At 48.9% G+C, this 17098-nt stretch carries 4 protein-coding genes; all 4 read right to left on the reverse strand.

Annotation, left to right across the window (positions count from 1 at the left end):
• Positions 1-68: 68 nt before the first annotated feature.
• The 4 genes from FS373_RS00960 to FS373_RS00975 are packed head-to-tail and all read right to left on the reverse strand — an operon-like array spanning position 69 to position 16952.
• Positions 69-5879, reverse strand: a complete 5811-nt coding sequence (locus FS373_RS00960) for a beta-ketoacyl synthase N-terminal-like domain-containing protein (RefSeq protein ID WP_152828869.1) — start codon at positions 5877-5879, stop codon at positions 69-71.
• On the reverse strand, positions 5879-8149 hold the full coding sequence (locus tag FS373_RS00965) for a PfaB family protein (RefSeq protein WP_322619447.1): 2271 nt from the start codon (positions 8147-8149) through the stop codon (positions 5879-5881). The genes FS373_RS00960 and FS373_RS00965 overlap by 1 nt, the downstream gene beginning before the upstream one ends.
• Positions 8149-16092: a type I polyketide synthase gene (locus FS373_RS00970; RefSeq protein ID WP_144047508.1), complete on the reverse strand. Its 7944-nt coding sequence runs from the start codon at positions 16090-16092 to the stop codon at positions 8149-8151. The genes FS373_RS00965 and FS373_RS00970 overlap by 1 nt, the downstream gene beginning before the upstream one ends.
• The gene (locus FS373_RS00975) at positions 16092-16952 is read right to left on the reverse strand and encodes a transcriptional regulator (RefSeq protein ID WP_185976868.1); all 861 of its coding nucleotides are present in this window, start codon (positions 16950-16952) and stop codon (positions 16092-16094) included. Before FS373_RS00975 ends, FS373_RS00970 begins: the two co-directional genes overlap by 1 nt.
• Positions 16953-17098 lie beyond the last annotated feature (146 nt).

The raw sequence follows: 17098 nt of genomic DNA on the forward strand, positions 1-17098 counted from the left end.
TGCTGTTAAGCCGTTAATGACTAAAGCGCTCTTCTTTAGCCATTAACTTAGTCTTAAAAACGGTGTTTTTAAGACTCTTCGATACAGATGGCAATATCAAACACTTGGTAAATACGCAGACCATCTTTACTCAGGCTGGCGTCACCTGTGATGATTTTCTTACCATCGACATCTTTAATCGAGGTGATGCTGACATCCATAGACATCTGCTTGTTCAGTGGATTGATCTGTCCACGGTACTTCCACTTGATGTCTGACAAGATCTGACCGAACTTAGGGTTTTTAAATCCAGCGCCCAAATCTTTAGTGATGGCGTAAGTCTGCATGGTTTCTATGATAGCTTCAACACCAAGAGAACCCGGCATAACAGGATCCTGATGGAAGTGGAACTGGAAGAACCAGTCACTCGGATCGATTGTGCGCTCGGCATAAAGATAACCAAGACCTTCGGTGCCGCCGTTATCGACTATCTCGACCTTATCGATAAAGTTAAGCTGTCCACCGGCTAAGCGGTAGTGTGGCTGATCTTGTGGTGCGTTAAAGTGACGGCTGCTCTTGTCGAGTAAGTTTACCGTATAATCTGCTGCTATGCCTTTAGCCACATGCCATGGCTGAGTGACCTTACCATTGTCCAGACCTAACTGGTCTTTGAGGGCGTCGCCCTTGAAGTAACCAAATACCGCCTTACCTTCGTAGAAAGGTACGCCATCAGTGCTCAGCTCGAAGCTGAAGCTCTGGATGATGTTGGTGCCGGCCATCACAGTAGACAGCAGACGAGAGTCGTTACGAATTGTCTTACCGCGTAGGTCGATATTTCTTAGCATCTTGCCGTTACCGTCTAAGTTACGGAAGAAAAGCTCTAAGCCTGGGAAGCCAAGTGTGGTGCCCATGTAGCCCGAGATAAAGCCATTTGGCTGCAAGGATATTTCCATCAATATCGAGTACGGCATGGTGGCTTCATGGCTGTTCTTATCAAAATACCAGGCATCACTTGGGACTTCGTATTCGGCGATACAAGATGAAGGCTTCTTAAATTCACCGCGCTTACCGTTGACTTCAATCACGCGTGTCGTCACCTGCAGATCGCCACAAGGTGTGCGTGGTGGGATCATACCGCGATAGATGGAGAACTCGGGGCCGAAACAGTTTTCTATGTTACCGGTAGCAAACTCAAACATGTGATATGGGGTAAACGGCACGGTATCAGGCACACGGTTTGGATAATCAGGGGTAACAGGGGCCTCGACATGCTGGATAGGAATAACGCCCTTATTAGGAATCTTAGTCTGATCCGGGATTTGCGCCATCAAGGGGGCGTTAGGGCGAACAATCTTCGCTGTGCTACCAGAAGCATGCTGAGTATTTGTAGCCGTTTCAGTGATCAGGCTAGGGTAACGAACACACTCATCTTCTTCCTTGATCATGACTCCCAAGTTCTTGAAGTCTACAACTGTCTTACCATTAAGAATGATATCGATATTGGCTTTAGCGTAAGGGCGTGGGCTGAAACCGATTTCTATTATTTCCATACGATAAGTCAGCACACCAGATTGTGGCAATACCTGACCGCGACAACGTACCTGCTGTGAGGCATCTGCCAGTGGCTGGAAACGGCCATTCTTGGTTTGGGTGTGCATACCAAGATGCAACATATAGAACTGCAATAATTGACCACAACCTTCAGCCATCAGAGAACCGGCCATCACCTCATCACCCTGGAAGTGACACGGGAAGTACCAATGATTTGGCTCTAGTTGCTTATGACCTTCGATGAGACCTAGGCCCCAGGCGCCGCCTGTGCGTTCGACCTTGCTGATCTGTTCGATCATCAGAAATTTTTCTGATGCGAAGCAAAGCGATGCTTGTGTCGGACCTGCATGAGTGGCACCGAAACAACCGGCAATATCAGCATTGAGAAGCTTGTGGATATCGCCATAGTTGAAGCTGGTTTTAGGGCAATCCAGCAGAGGGTTGAAGGTCTGCTTGACGACTAAATTACGTGCCTTTATCTCATCTTCGGTGTGAATCACGCCCTTACCGTCGGCCAGTTCTTCATCGGTGAAGAAGCCTGCGCAGCCACCATCCATCTTGAGGACCATGGTATCGCCAACGAAACACTCGTAAGAGAAGAAGAACAACAGGGTATCGCCGTTACGGGCATAGTTGTTGATCTTAATGTCATAACGCAGGGTATCGCCGCCACGAGGTAAGTCGCTAAGGAAGGTGAGGGTACAATCAAGCAGGCGATAGACACGCTCGCCCTTGTTCTCGAAATCAATGCCTAAGTAGCTAATAAGCATCAAGTCACACTGACCAGACTCTACCGCTACGGCCCAAGGGATCTGACCGTCGACCAAGTAAGGTGCATCAACCGGGATATCATACTCTGTGGTCATAGTGCAGGGTTTATACTGATTCATGGTGGCATCGAGTTTAGTCACCCTAGATACCAGCAGGTAATCTGTGGTTGGTAGACGTACGCGACGAGAATAGCCGTCTATGATGGCGTAATCTGAGCCAAACACCTTAGCGATATCACCCTCGGCATATTCAACCAAGTCGGCATAGTTCCAGATACAAGGTTTAAGTTCAGGTGTCGGCGCTATATAGGGCGCTATGTTAGCGTGATCCGGCGCTAATTCATTCTCTTGTTGTAAAGAGCTAGCAGCCGCAGGCGCTTGTGCAGTAACAAATTGTGCTTGTACAGAGGGTGCTTGAGTATGTGTTGAGCCTGTTTGGCCAGTTGCCTGGGCTATCTCTTGGGCAAGCTGCTGTTTCAGAAGAACGTCGGCCACTTTCATGCCAGCTGAACGGCTCTTTAAAAATGCCTGATGAGCTTGCTGTGTGAGCTGCTGGTTTTGCTGGAATGCTGCTAAGTCACCTGCGGAGACGTCAATTGGTGTACTTGGCGTTATTATTACTTTATTTGTCATAGGGGTACCTAATACTGGGGTAGGACTCACAGGTGCTGCTTCGATATGTTGCGATGCTGTTTGCACTCTTGCTTGAGCGGGGCGCGTGACCAATGGCTTGTGCTGCTTAATCACAGATGAAGCACTGCCTTGGGCAAGCTTCATCTGAATTGAGGGTAAACTTGCCAGTGGTGTATCGACGATATGTTGATAGATATCGCGGCCACCTAAGGTCACTTGCTTGAGCAATTGATGTTTAGCATCGGACTTGAGCTCACTGCTTAAGCGTGATTTAAGCGCATTGTTTTCACTCGCTGTTTGACTTAACAGCAGTTGAGATTGTTGATCTTCATTGATGTTCACCACAAGTGCACTGCCAGCATTACTCTGTTTGGACAGGCTTAGTAGGCCATGAAGCAGGCCTGCCATTCCCGCAGCGGCGAAGCTGTGTCCGATGCGGCTATCTGCGCTGGTGCCAATCGCATTAGGAAATGCACTTAGCGAAGAGACAGATGTTGTAGATGAACTTCCTGGTGCGATATTGGTTTCAACGAGCTTTATGGTGCTAATGTCAACGCTGGCTTGAGTCAATAACTTATCGGTGACAAGATTCGATTCGTTTGCTCTGCCGAAGGCGAGTGCACTAATTTGGCCATAAGAAGTGCTTACATCTGTGCTAGCTGCATCAGGGACAAGTACTATTGCACCGGCACCTTCACCCACATTCCAGCCTGTGTTCGTCGCGGGATCAAAGGCAACAGGTTCAATACTGTTTTTCAGTATCACCTGTTCGAAACTACCTGAAAGGTCAACTGCGGCGATGACGACAGCATCGAGCGCTTCACTGGCCATCATATTTTGCGCGACATCGATACAGCGGCTGACAGATTGCTCTGCGGCTGAGATGGTAAATGCCGGGCCATCGAAGTCCCATAAGGATGCGATACGCGAGGCCATGATGTTGCCGATAAAGCTGGTGTATTGATTGAGCTTAGCCGCATCGAGTACGCTATCCATGGTGATAGCTTCCAGGGCTAGGTATTCATCACCGGTTAAGGTCACCCCGATGGCTGCAAGGCTCTCTTGCAGTTGAGTGTGCAGGTTAACCCGGCCGCGAAACTGGTGCAGTTCTAGCTCGGTTTCCATGGCAACTAACACGGCGACTTTCTGCCCAGGCTTTAACTTGGCATCACGGATAGCTTCATCGGTTACCTTCATCAACATAAGCTGTTGTGAGATCAAACGGTCATCTTCGTTTGGTGGCAGCTTGAAGCGTAGAAAATCTAGCTCGAAGCTGTCGATATAGGCTCCCTTAGGGGCTGCATTAAGACCAAACTCTGCCAGTAGATCAGGGTGTTTATCTAAACCTTTCCAGCGCTGTATCGGTAGCGAAATAAAGCCGTCAGTATCTGATGCAATGGCATTATTGAGCTTATTGATACTGCTCAATGGACCGAAATGAGACGCCATACCGACTATTTTCATCGCTTCAGGATCGGCGGTAATTGGCGTGGGTATCGCGGCGTTTTCATGTTGAATAGAGTAGGATTCCAATAACAGGTGAGCATTACAGCCACCGAAACCGAATACCGATACGCCGGCGTGGCGCAGCTTGTTTCCTGGTTTCACCGGCCAGGATTGTACCTGATTGGGTAGCGTGTTTGCGCTAAACAGACCCTTAGGTGATTCGATGGCATTGCTGATATTGATACTCGGCGGCAATGCTCCCTCTTTCATGGCGAAGATCATCTTCATGACCCCAGGCATGCCAGCAGCAGTGAGCAGGTGGCCCAAGTTAGACTTAGCCGAGCCAATTAGCGGCGCATCGGTGCCGGCAAGCTTGTCTTCGAAGAAGGTCTCCATGGACGTAAGCTCAATCTTGTCACCCAGTGGCGTGCCTGTGGCGTGACACTCGATCACTTCGATATCTTTAGGTTCGATATCACTGGCTGCATAGGCACGTTCAAAGGCTTTAACTTGTCCTTTAGGGTTAGGACTCAGTACAAACTGGCCTTTACCGTCGTTGGACAGGCCGACGCCACTGACGACTGCATAAATTTTATTACCATCACGCTCGGCATCATCTAATCGTTTGAGTACCATGACGCCAGCACCTTCACCGGCGAACAAGCCTTTACTGTCACTGTCAAACGGTGCCGAGAAGCCATGATCCGGATAGGCATGGAAGATGGAGAAGCCCATGTTGATGAAGAAAGGATCGGCGCCAGAAACGGCGCCGGCTAACATCACATCGGCCTTGCCCGCGGTGAGATAATCACACGCGAGTTTTAGCGAATAGACAGAGCTGGCACAGGCGGCATCGAGACTGAGTTGAACAGCGCCTAAACCTAAGGCATCGGCAACGACCTTCGAGGCGTTGTGAGCGATAGCCCCATTGGCATTATCGATAACCGTTTCGCTGCGGACTCTTTGTGTGTGAGCATTGGTTGGGTTGAGCTTAAAGCCCTTGTTGCCAAGTTTATCTTGCAAGGCTTTTTCAACGGCGCTGTGATAGATAGGCAAAAACAGATCATTTGAGCGGGTTGTCGGAAATGACAAGGCGCCCATGATGATCCCCGTGCGCGCTAAAGAGGGACTGTTTAAGGTGATCCCGGCATCGATAAGTGCTTTACGGCTGGTGTCCAGCGCCCAAAGGAAGCTGTTATCCAGGCCCGACAAGCTCTCACTGGGTAGTTGATAACCTGTGGCATCGAAGCTGAAGTTTTCAATGTAGCCACCCTGATTACAATAGAAGCGGTCTGATTGGCCCTGAACACCCTGATAATCTTGGGTGTTAGCCCCTAGTTTCTCATTGGTTAGGATACTGCGAGAGTCTCGCTTATCGAGTAGATTCTGCCAAAACTCCTGTGGGCTTTTAGCATCGGGATAGAGGGTGGCTAGACCCACTATGGCGATTTTTATCTGTTTGCTTGAAGGCTTGTCTCTATTCTTATTCGAGAAGGACATTAAACTTCCCCTTTGAGTAATTTGTGTGCATCGGGCTCACCGGAGACGATGCCATTGTGATTGGTTAAACCCGTAGAGTTCAATTCTCGAATCGCAATCTCTCGGTTGAGTCCATCGATGAGAGGTTGCAGTGATAGCGGCACTCTATGACTGATAAGTTGTCCCAATGCCTTTAGTAGGCTAGTGATGTCATCTCCGCCTTTGGCGTTGACTGGCACTGTGCAGCATGGGTAGCTGCTCGCCTCGGCACCGCAGCTTCTGTCGAGCTTAGCTATCTTGTCGATCAAGGTGCTGTTTTGTCTATCTGCGCCCAGTTCGACAAATAGCTTAGCGCCTTGTCGTTGAGCGCTATGGATTAGCGAGGTAAAGTCCAAGGTATTACAGAAGGTATCGGCGATAGACTGGGCAATCATATTGCTATCAATAGCGCCTGCTTCGTTGACGGCCTTATCGCGCCTGTCACCAGACAGGCTCGCAGCACTGATAAACTTGATATCTTGTGGTAATTCTTCACACAGTGGTTGAGTATAAAACTCAATCACGTTGCCGTGCTCTTCCATCGCAGGTGTCGTGTGCATAGCAGTCACTCGGTTAGCGGCTATGCCACGCTTCTTCAGCTTGCTCAGTAGTTCTCGGCATTGAATTTCACAACCCGCGATCACACAGGTATCTCCCTGAATGATGGCCAGATATGCCCGGGGGAATTCAGGTAGCAGTGCTTTAATCGGTTCGCTAGGGCTACGTACTACGAAGCTGTTCCAGACTATGTCGCTATCTGTGTTGTTCAGTTTCCATGCTTGCCTCACTGCGGTCAGTTGTCCGGATATGGCGGTGGTAAACAAGGGATCCGTTTGGGTCTTGCTTATCAAATCATGGGGATTGTCCCATACGCCAAGACTGGCCCACATAGAGGCTTCACCCATGGAGTAACCTAAGGCAAAGTTTGGGGTGATATTGAACTCTTGCATCAAGAGTTGAGTCAGCAGATAACTGCTGCCTACACCGGCAATAGCCAGATCGCCTAAGGGCATGGCCGGGGCAACTTTAGCGTCTAAGTGATAGATCGCATCGGCTTGCAACATAGACTTGAGATCGCCCTCACGCTCTAGTCGTGAGTAGAGTGTTGGGAAGTATCTGTGAAGCTCGCTAAACATGTCGGCATAAACAGTACCCACTCCAGGATAGACGAAGGCAAGACCCGCTTTTTCAACATTGCCCAATGGCTCCGAAGTGAAGTAACTGCCTGCAGGCGTCTTGTAGCTATGCAGGCCGTCCTCAGCCATTACCGCTGGCAATGCTTCTATCATAGCGTTGAGTTCAAGCTGCATAGCGTCAACTGAGCTTGCTTGGAGTGTGACGGCGTAACGGGTGTTGGTCTGCTCGAACGCGATAAGATTATCTCTCATCACAGTGAGCACAGAATCTGAGTTAGGCTCAGCCAGAAGTTCTGCCTTGAGACGGTTGAGGGCGGTTAATAGCTCAGTTTGAGTATCACCCGATAGTACAAGCTGTAAGCGCTGACTGTCGACAATCGATTTTGGCGCAATAAAACCTGTACCTTGGGTAATAATAAAGCTGGTATTAATCTGTTTGCCTGCCGAAATATTGTTAACTGAATGAGAGAAGTTGACCGCAGTCACTCTTGCCTGATGATTTTGCGTAAACCAGTAGTGACTCTTGGCCTGTTTAGGGCCCAGTGTGACACCCTGGTTTACTTCATCTCTAAATCTAGTTCGAAAAGCAAGTTCGGTGATCAACTGATGAACAGCTGTAAATTTCTGCTGGCTGTTAAGATCATGCAGATTTTCAATCTTACTCACAGTGGCGCTATCGCGTTTGGCCTGAGCCAGTGCAAGCGCCATGGTCTGCTGTACACCGTCATTACCTTGTTGTATCGCCGCGAGCTGCGCATGAGGATGGATTCTCAGCTGCGCCGCCTTGAGCGCAGGCATCATCAACAGGGACTGGCTCGGTGTCGATAATTGAACTAGTTTTCCTTCATCGATAGCTTGAATGCTAGCCTTGAGGTTAGCCTCGAAATCATCGACTTCAATGTTAACAATCTGCTCTAAAGCCTCTTTTTGAGAAACCCCTTCTTTAGAAGATAGCAGTCCTGATTGATAGAGTTCAGGTAGCAGTACCTCGAGTGGATTAGCCGACAGACTATCGCAAGATAGTCTTGTCGACGGCAACACTAAAAGCGCGATGCGTAGTGGCATCGCTACTTTTTGAGGCGCTTGCTGCTGTTGAGCATTAAGCGTCGGATTCACTATTTAGCCTCACTTGCTTTATCAAGAGCCGCTGAAGGCTCCGCCAAGAAGGCATCATTCAGGCTCTTGCTGACGGTGACTTTTGCCCCCTTCATCATAGCGCTGAGTTCGCCATTTTCATGGTAAAGTGCGACATTAGCCTGGAGTGAACGAGAACTGGTTTTAACCACTTCAAGCTCGATAAATCCAGACTCACCAAAGGCCATGGGTTTGTTGGAGATAAACTCACCGATAGCCGATGGCAGACTGGCCGCACCGTACGTGAGTCTCGCCCACACCAGCATGGCTTGTAGAAGCAAGTCTTCGGCGAAGGGTTGGCTGCCGCCAATGTGAGTCGTCGCGACAAAATGACCGCAATCTTTATCACTCACGTTTGGCAAACGGCAACTGGCTAACAGACCCGAATCATTAAACTGCAATATCTTCTCAATGCCCTGTAAACGAGGTCCGTGGAACAGGGTACCGTTACTATAAAGTTCACTCGCAGTCGTTACTGGTTTTTCAGAGCCTAAGTCGAACACTTTAGGCACTGGAGTATCACCTTGAGATGAAACTAAGGTCGCCTTGTATTGCGGACGTCCTTGACAGGTGATCATCGCGCTCATTTGCTTTGGTTGGGCACCTTCTAGTGGCGTCAGTTCAAGTGTTATCTCCTGAACATCATCATTTTCGAAGATGATCCCTTTAAGCAGCTTATAATCGAGCACTTTTACGCGAGAGCCGAGCATTTCGCTTGCCGCTTCGCGCATCCACGCGATTGCGCACACTGTTGGTAGCACTGAATTACCGCTAATGCGGTGGTCTTGAATAAAGACCATAGCATTAGGGTTTAAGGCTCTTGTTAACGTCAGAGGCGTTAAAGAAACAGGTGCTAGCGGGCGCGATGCAAGTTGCACCTCACCCGCATTAAGCTTTTTTACAGAAGAACCTTCTGTAGCAGAGCCTTCAGCGTTTTTTGATTGAGAGCCGTCGCTGCCCTGCATCGAAGTACCAACAAGCAATTGCACACCCGTTTTGCTCAATAGTTGGGTGGCAAATAGCTCGGCGCCAGCCTTGAGAGGGATAACGTACACACCACGGTCGGTAAACATCTTCTTCAGTGCTGGATTCACCATGCCGCCATCCCAAGGGCCCCAGTTAAAGCTCATCACTTTAGCTTGCGGGTTGCGTGCAGTGAACTGCAGTGCCGCCTTGTTGAGGATGTCGTTTGACATGGCGTAGTCGCTCTGACCTGTATTGCCGTAGAAACCTGCAGCCGATGAGAACATGGCAAGCAGTTTCACCTTACTCGAATCCAGTACAGCCAACACAGCCTTCAGACCATTAACCTTAGTGCCGTAAACGCGCCCTAATTCTTCAATGGTCTTGTCTTGAATATGCTTATCGGCAAGTACGCCTGCACCGTGGATAAGACCGGTAATGTCGTTACTTTTTCCTTTAAGCGCCTTGGAGATAGCAGCAGAATCTGTGACATCCATACTGACATACTCGGCACTTGCACCTACTTGGGCAAAAGCCTCAAGCGCTGTGTTTATCTCGATTGAGCTTTTAACTGTCCACACTAAGGATTCGACCTGTTTAGGTGTCGGCTTATTACCCGTAGAGATGATGTAAGCAATGGCAGCAGGTTTAAGTTCGCTGATCTGCTTGTTTTCAGCCCATGTCGGGATAGCAAGTAGCTCACTACGTCCTGCAAGGATAAAGTGAGACTTTGTACGCTTGGCTAAGGCAAGGGCGCATTCGAAGGTCACGCCTTTAGCTCCCCCGGTCACCAGTATTTTATCTGCACTGTTTAGTTCAGGTGCAGCATGTTTACTGCTCGCTACGCCTGCAATTAAGGTCGTACGTGAAACGTTACCTTTAGCGTCGAGTGATAAACCCACTTCTGGCAATTGAGTGACATTATCGAAAAGCTCAGCTGTGACTGCATCAGCAAGATGAGTTGCATCTAAGTTTGCTGCGATATCCAGTGCACGACAAAAGACGGTTGGCCATTCATGGCTGAGTGTCTTGGTTAAACCTGCCAGAGCAGCCTGGTTTAACTCGGCATCTTGCAGAGTTTCTGCGTTTAAGTAACCGAAGCCACCATCGATACGGCTGACGGTGACAAAGCTGCGGCGCTTATCACTTGACGCAGTAAGCTTTGGCTGAAGTAGCTTAGCCCAAAGGAACGCTTGGCTAACATGAGTGAAGCTCTCATCACTTAGGTTAACGGCATCAGTTTTTTTCTTGCTATCAGCTTCAGGCTGCAGGTGAATGAATCCACCAATTTGACCGAGTTGCTGTTCTATTTGAGCAATAACGGCGCTAATACCCGCTTCATCAGTACTCTTTGCCTGGAAGCTTGCGATATCGCTGTTAAGTGGTGATTGAGCATTGCCCTCAGGTAGACGTATAACGGCTACTTTAAGACCTTGCTTTGTCAGTTTCTCTGCTAACACGCCGGCGTTATGACCATCATCGGTGATCACAAGAGTTGCGTCTGCGGCGAAACAGTTTTTAATCGTGTCCGCCGCATTAAGCTTTTTTAGCGTTACCTCGCTGTGAGGTGGAAGCTCAAGTGAGGAGCTGATGGTATTAGCAATAGACTTAACAGCACCAGATACAGCAGCGCCTAGGGCAGCAGCTGTAGATAGCTTAGAGCCTTCAGCAAGTTTGGAATTCATGTAGCTTACGATTTCGCCTAGTGTACGACACTCGGCTAGATCTTCAGGGTTTAACTCAGGCAGGCCAGGCAGTTCGTCTTGTACTGTACCTAAAATCTCAACTCGCTTGATTGAGTCGATACCAAGATCTGCTTCCATATCCATGCTCAGTTCAAGCATCTCAGTTGGGTAGCCAGTCTTGTCGGCAACCACTGACATCATAGTCGCTTGTACTTTCTCTGCGCTTAAACCACTAGCAGCAGACGATACAGTACTAGCAACATCAGCCTCTTGAGAGTTCATAGAGCCATCAGCCGGCAGTTTACTGCCCATATAAGTAACGATTTCACCTAAAGTTCTACATTCGGCAAGGTCTTCAGGATTTAGCTCAGGCAGACCCGGTAGCTCATCTTGAACAGTACCTAGAATTTCAACGCGCTTGATAGAGTCGATACCTAAATCGGCTTCCATATCCATGCTCAGTTCAAGCATCTCAGTTGGGTAGCCAGTCTTGTCGGCAACCACTGACATCATAGTCGCTTGAACTTTCTCTGCACTAAGACCTGTAGAGAGTGAGCCCTCAGCGGCTTGTGAAGGTAAAGAGCCTACGGCGCTTGTTGCTTGAGTAGTTGAACTTCCTGAAGGAAGTTTACTATTCATGTAGGTTACGATTTCGCCCAATGTGCGACACTCGGCTAGATCTTCAGGATTAAGCTCAGGCAGACCCGGTAGCTCGTCTTGAACTGTACCTAGAATTTCGACGCGCTTGATAGAGTCGATACCTAAGTCGGCTTCCATATCCATGCTCAGTTCAAGCATTTCAGTTGGGTAGCCAGTCTTGTCAGCAACCACTGACATCATAGTGGCTTGTACTTTCTCTGCACTAAGACCATTCGTTGCTGGAGCTGAACTTATTTGAGCAGCAGGCGCCGCGGCGGTACTTGTATTAGTCCCTGCAGCTGGCAACTTAGAGTTCATATAAGCAACGATTTCGCCCAATGTGCGACATTCGGCAAGGTCTTCAGGATTTAGTTCAGGAAGACCCGGTAGCTCGTCTTGAACCGTGCCCAGTATTTCGACACGCTTGATAGAGTCGATACCTAAATCGGCTTCCATATCCATCTCAAGCTCTAACATCTCAGTTGGGTAGCCAGTCTTCTCTGCTACGACAGACATCATAGTGGCTTGTACTTTCTCTGCACTAAGACCTGTAGAGAGTGAGCCCTCAGCGGCTTGTGAAAGAGCTGCAGCGGCACTTGTATTAGCAGAGCCAGCGGCGCTTGTGCTTGTTGCTGTAGAGTTTCCAGCAGGTAGCTTAGAGTTCATATACGCTACGATTTCACCCAATGTACGACACTCGGCTAGATCTTCAGGGTTAAGCTCTGGCAGACCTGGAAGTTCATCTTGTACTGTGCCCAGTATTTCGACACGCTTGATAGAGTCGATGCCTAAATCGGCTTCCATATCCATCTCAAGCTCTAACATCTCAGTTGGGTAACCAGTCTTCTCGGCAACCACTTCAAGCATGGTTGCTTGAACCTTCTCTGCAGAGAGTGAGCCCTCAGCGGCACTAGCATTAGTCGGAGCCATTGGTGTCACTACTGACGGTACTGGAGCAGCCTGATGGCTAACGGTCTGTACAGGCTTAGGTGCTTGTACTGCTGCAGGTTTTACTTCGGCTTTAGCAATAGGCGCTACTACTGGTGCTGCAACCTGAACTGGCGCTACTATAGGCGCAATTACAGCTTGAACAGGAGCAAGAGTTTTAACTGGTTGGGCTGTTGCTTGTGTAGAGAGCGCTGCCGGCGTGCCGTTAAGCATATTTAGTGCTGCAGTGTTGCTGCCTGTTTGCATCTCAAGGAATTGAGTATGGCTTTGCAGAGTTTGCGACTGAAGCTGGTGGAACTGCTCCATAGAGCGTTGTAGGCTCTCTGGGAGCGCAATACCTGCGCCAGCTAGTTTAGTTTGCTCTGTCATCAAGGTGGTGAAGGTCTCACCGTATTGCTGGGGGATCTCCAGGAACTGTTGATGAAGCTCTGCAGCTTGCTGCTGGGCTGCAAAGAAGTGAGTTAACGCATCGCCGCTAACGCTAAGAGCCGCTGAAGGCTCACTATTTACAGTTGTTGGCGTGCCTACAACTTGATTACTAGACATTTGGTTATTAGACACGGGTACTGCAATCTCCACAATTTTTTCTACTTCCACAATTTTTTCAACGACCTTTTCTACTTCAACTATTTTCTCGACGATTTTTTCTTCAACAATCGTCGTGCTAGTCACAGTGCCAGTCTCTAATGACTTCGCCATCTTGGCGCGTGTTGCCTTGCTGATATGGTTGACTGCATTAAGAGATATGCTCATTGGAGACTTCTTCTCTGGTGCTGCAATCTCAGCCTGGTACGGATCGATATTGTCGAGCTTGATGCCTGCAACGGCCATCTGAACCGCGGCTTGCTTAAGCTGAAGATCGCTATCACCTTTAGGGCTTGGGTTGATAGAGATAGTGCTAATGACATTCTTGTCATTAAGCGCCTTATCAGCAAGGGTGCCCTGTACCAGCTTCTGCAGAATGTTCTTTGGACCGAACTCAACAAATATACGGGCGCCTGCGTTATACATGGCTTCAAGTTCCGCAGTAAAGTGTACCGATTGCAGCATATGCTTCTTGAACGAGGCCTTAATCTTTGCGGCGGTATTGTCATAAAGCTCACCCGTCGCGTTTGAATACAGCGCACGTTTTGGCTTACTGAACTTGGCAGCATCAATCGCTTTAGCAAATGGTGCTTGAGCGTGACCAACGAGCTCAGTGTGGAATGCGCCAGATACAGGCAGGTTTATCGCCTTATATCCAAGCTCACTAAGTGCTTTGGCCGCTTCACCGGTAGAAACAGTAGGACCAGCAATGACTGATTGAGTCGGTGCATTGTAGTTAGCGACTTTAACCCCATCGAACTTAGCGATAGTCGCTTCAAGTGTTGCTAAGTCTTCAGCAGACTTAGTGCCCTTTCCTTGGTGAAGAATAGCGAACATAGCGCCAGTGTCAGCTTCTACGCCGTCTTTGGCCGGGGCTTTAGTGGCCATGGCATCACCACGGGCAAATGCGAGCTGGTAGTAATCTTCACTGGAGATAACACCAGCTGCGCACAGAGCACTTAGTTCACCGAAGCTGTGTCCTGCAACCATGTCGGCATTGAAACCAGCGGCGGTGAATAGCTCATACTGACCCATAGAGATGGCGCCGATGGCACTTTGTGCGTTGGCGGTGTTGGTCAGTATCGCTTCTTGGGCTTTCAGGTCGTCTTTATTAAACACAGGCCTTGGATAAAGTGTCTGTGAAAGCGGCGTTTTGTCATTGGCGGCAAAGACTTTATCGGCGGTCACTAATTGCTGACGCATCTCAGGGTAGTAACAGGCAAGGTCGCGACCCATATTAAGATACTGAGAACCTTGGCCGGCGAATAGCGCGGCGACTTTCCCCTCAACACTCGATGCACGGTAGCTGGTGCCACCAGGTAACTGCCAAGTGCTATCATTACTGCCGGCTAGCTTAGCGACTGCTTGCTTGATCTGTGTTGCCAGTTCATCGCTTGTGTTAGCCACTAAACCAATACGAGGTGCGTTAGCATCAAGCTCACGCAGTGCATAGTTCGCAGCAGCTGTGGCTAGGATGAACCCATCTGTTGTCGCAGTTATAGCCAAGCTGTTTAGCTCACTAATAAGCGCATCTTTTGTCGCTGCACTAATAAGGAAGCTCTGAGCCACCTGACGTTGACGATACTTAGCTTTCTCTCCGTCATCTCGGCTGTGCTCTTTAGTGTATTCTTCCAACACGAAGTGGAAGTTTGTGCCACCAAAACCAAATGAGCTGATACCCGCGCGGCGCGGCGTGCCATCTGCGCGTGGTAGCCAAGGACGTGTCTCGGTATTGAGATAAAATGGTGAGTTCTCAATTTCAAGCTTAGGACTAGGCTCACTGATGTTGATAGTGGCAGGAAGTACCTTATGATGCAGCGCAAGAGATGCCTTGATTAGGCCGGCAGTACCTGCGGTCGATTTAGTATGACCTATTTGAGATTTCACCGAGCCTAGGGCGATATGTTGCTTAGTATCGTTGCCTTGGCTGAATACCGAGCACAGGCCGGCAAATTCAGCGGCGTCACCGGCGGCGGTACCAGTACCATGAGCCTCGATAAGGCCTAGAGTGTGAGGTGCAAAACCTGCGTCGTCATAGGCGCGGTGGAGAGCTTTTGCTTGACCTTCTGGGCGCGGTGCATAGATAGACTTAAATTTACCGTCCGATGATGAGCCTATGCCTCTAATCACTGAGTAGATTCGGTCACCATCACGCTCGGCATCTTCGAGACGCTTAAGCGCTATCATGCCGATACCTTCACCTATCATCATGCCTTTCGAGTCGATATCGAAAGGTTGAATGGTTTCGTTGGTGGTAAATGCAGGAGTCTTGGAGAAACTCATGTACATAGAAGGTGAGTTATCGGTACACACACCACCTGTGATCATCATCTCTGAGCGACCATCGACTAGTTCACTGACGGCCATACGCATAGCGGCTAACGAGCCAGCACAAGCGGCGTCGACCACACAGTTCATGCCACCTAAGTCGAAACGGTTGGCGATACGACCCGAGATAACGTTACCCAGTGAGCCAGGGAATGAGTTCTCTTCCCAGTGTACGTACTGGTCCTGAAATTTCTTGATCAGCATTTCGCTGTCAGTGTCACTGATGCCGCTATTTTTGAATACTTTCTTGAGTACAGGATACTGAAGACGGGCCGTTAAGCTGTGGCTGATCTTCTGTCCGCCACCCACACCCAGTGTGATACCAATCTTATCTCTGTCATAACTTTCAGGAAGGTTTGCATCGGCTAACACTTCTTTAGCCACGATCAAAGAGAGCAGCTGCGATGTATCGGTTAACTCCAGGATATTTGGCGGCAGGCCAAATTCCATTGGGTTGAAGTCGACATCTGGCAGGAAGCCACCACGCTTACAGTAACTCTTGTCAGGCGTACTCTTATTGGCATCGTAATAATCTTCGGGTTGCCAATGAGTCGATGGCAATTCGGTGATTGCATCGATTTTTTCACTGATTAAGTCCCAGAATTTATTCAGGTAACGAGAGTTAGCAAAGATACTTGCCATGCCTACGATGGCGATGGGCATATCTTTAAGACGTTTGTTTAGACGCTTATCGGCTGTCGAGTCTTGTACTGACTCTGGTGCTGATTTTTTATCACTCGCTAAAGGCTTCTTTGAAGGTTTAGAGGTCTGGCTCATTATGAGTCTCCACTGGGTGCCTGATTCTCAGGCGTCTTGTTGTTAGTTTCAACGTTTTGTGTGACATGCCCATGACTGAGTCTGGCACCTGGAAAACGCTGCAAAAAGGTGTGGTAGTTGCGAACAAGCAACTTACGCAGATGAAACGGCCCATGCTTTAACACATAAGCTATGTATCGGTTGGTGGCGTGGGTATTGCCATCTTGGTAAATATCTAAGTACAACCAGTCACTGCTTGTGTCTATGCCGAGCAGTATCGAACTGGGTTCCTCGTTGGTTAGTTGTGGCGGTATGGTCAGTGACACAACCTGAACCACGCTGGTTTGATCGTCATCGGCTATGGTCTTGGCCAAAGTATCCGGGTGTAAGGTGTAGGTTTCGAGGTTACTTCCCTGAATGACTGGTAGCTGATTGAAATAACGCTCAGGAACCAAAGGACTTTCGATACTGCCTACCTTTGAGACCCCATATCGCTTCAGGCAACGGGCTAATCCAGAACGTGACACATTGGGATTGATAAACTTCTGGGTGATCTTGAGGAGTTTGTCCAGAGGTGTCTTAAGCTGGTACCTGAGACCGACCACGACATATTCCTGCAATGGAGTGAGTGTGGTGTTGAGATGATGCGGTGTATTTGGGGTGTTTTCGACAGAGTCGCGCTTGCGCCACTTACGTACGGTGGCTTCGCTGATGTTCAGCACTTTGGCAAGTTGAGTCACAGAAAAGTCAGAACCTTGTATGAATCGTCTCATCTCTGGCGTCGTTGTGGCATTACGGTGTCGTGCTTCTGTTGCACTTTGCGTACGCTTATTCGGATTAATTTCTTCCTGGAGAAGAATTTTTTTGGCTTGCTTTACCATTAAATTAGCGGGTTTCCGTTAATAATCTATTGGGACTAGTGCGACTTTTTGACCGAGGTTACCTGCAGGATTTCCCGATTCGTCGCGTTTTTTAAAGCAATTTCTAGCTGATGGGCAGCAGATTACATGACCTTAGGGAGCAATAC

It is taken from the genome of Shewanella sp. YLB-07 (genome assembly GCF_009377275.1).

Bases quoted from the DNA above. Each gene is read 5' to 3' on its own strand.
- FS373_RS00960 (WP_152828869.1), bottom strand. From the start codon at position 5,879: ATGTCCTTCTCGAATAAGAATAGAGACAAGCCTTCAAGCAAACAGATA.
- FS373_RS00970 (WP_144047508.1), bottom strand. From the start codon at position 16,092: ATGAGCCAGACCTCTAAACCTTCAAAGAAGCCTTTAGCGAGTGATAAA.
- FS373_RS00975 (WP_185976868.1), bottom strand. From the start codon at position 16,952: ATGGTAAAGCAAGCCAAAAAAATTCTTCTCCAGGAAGAAATTAATCCG.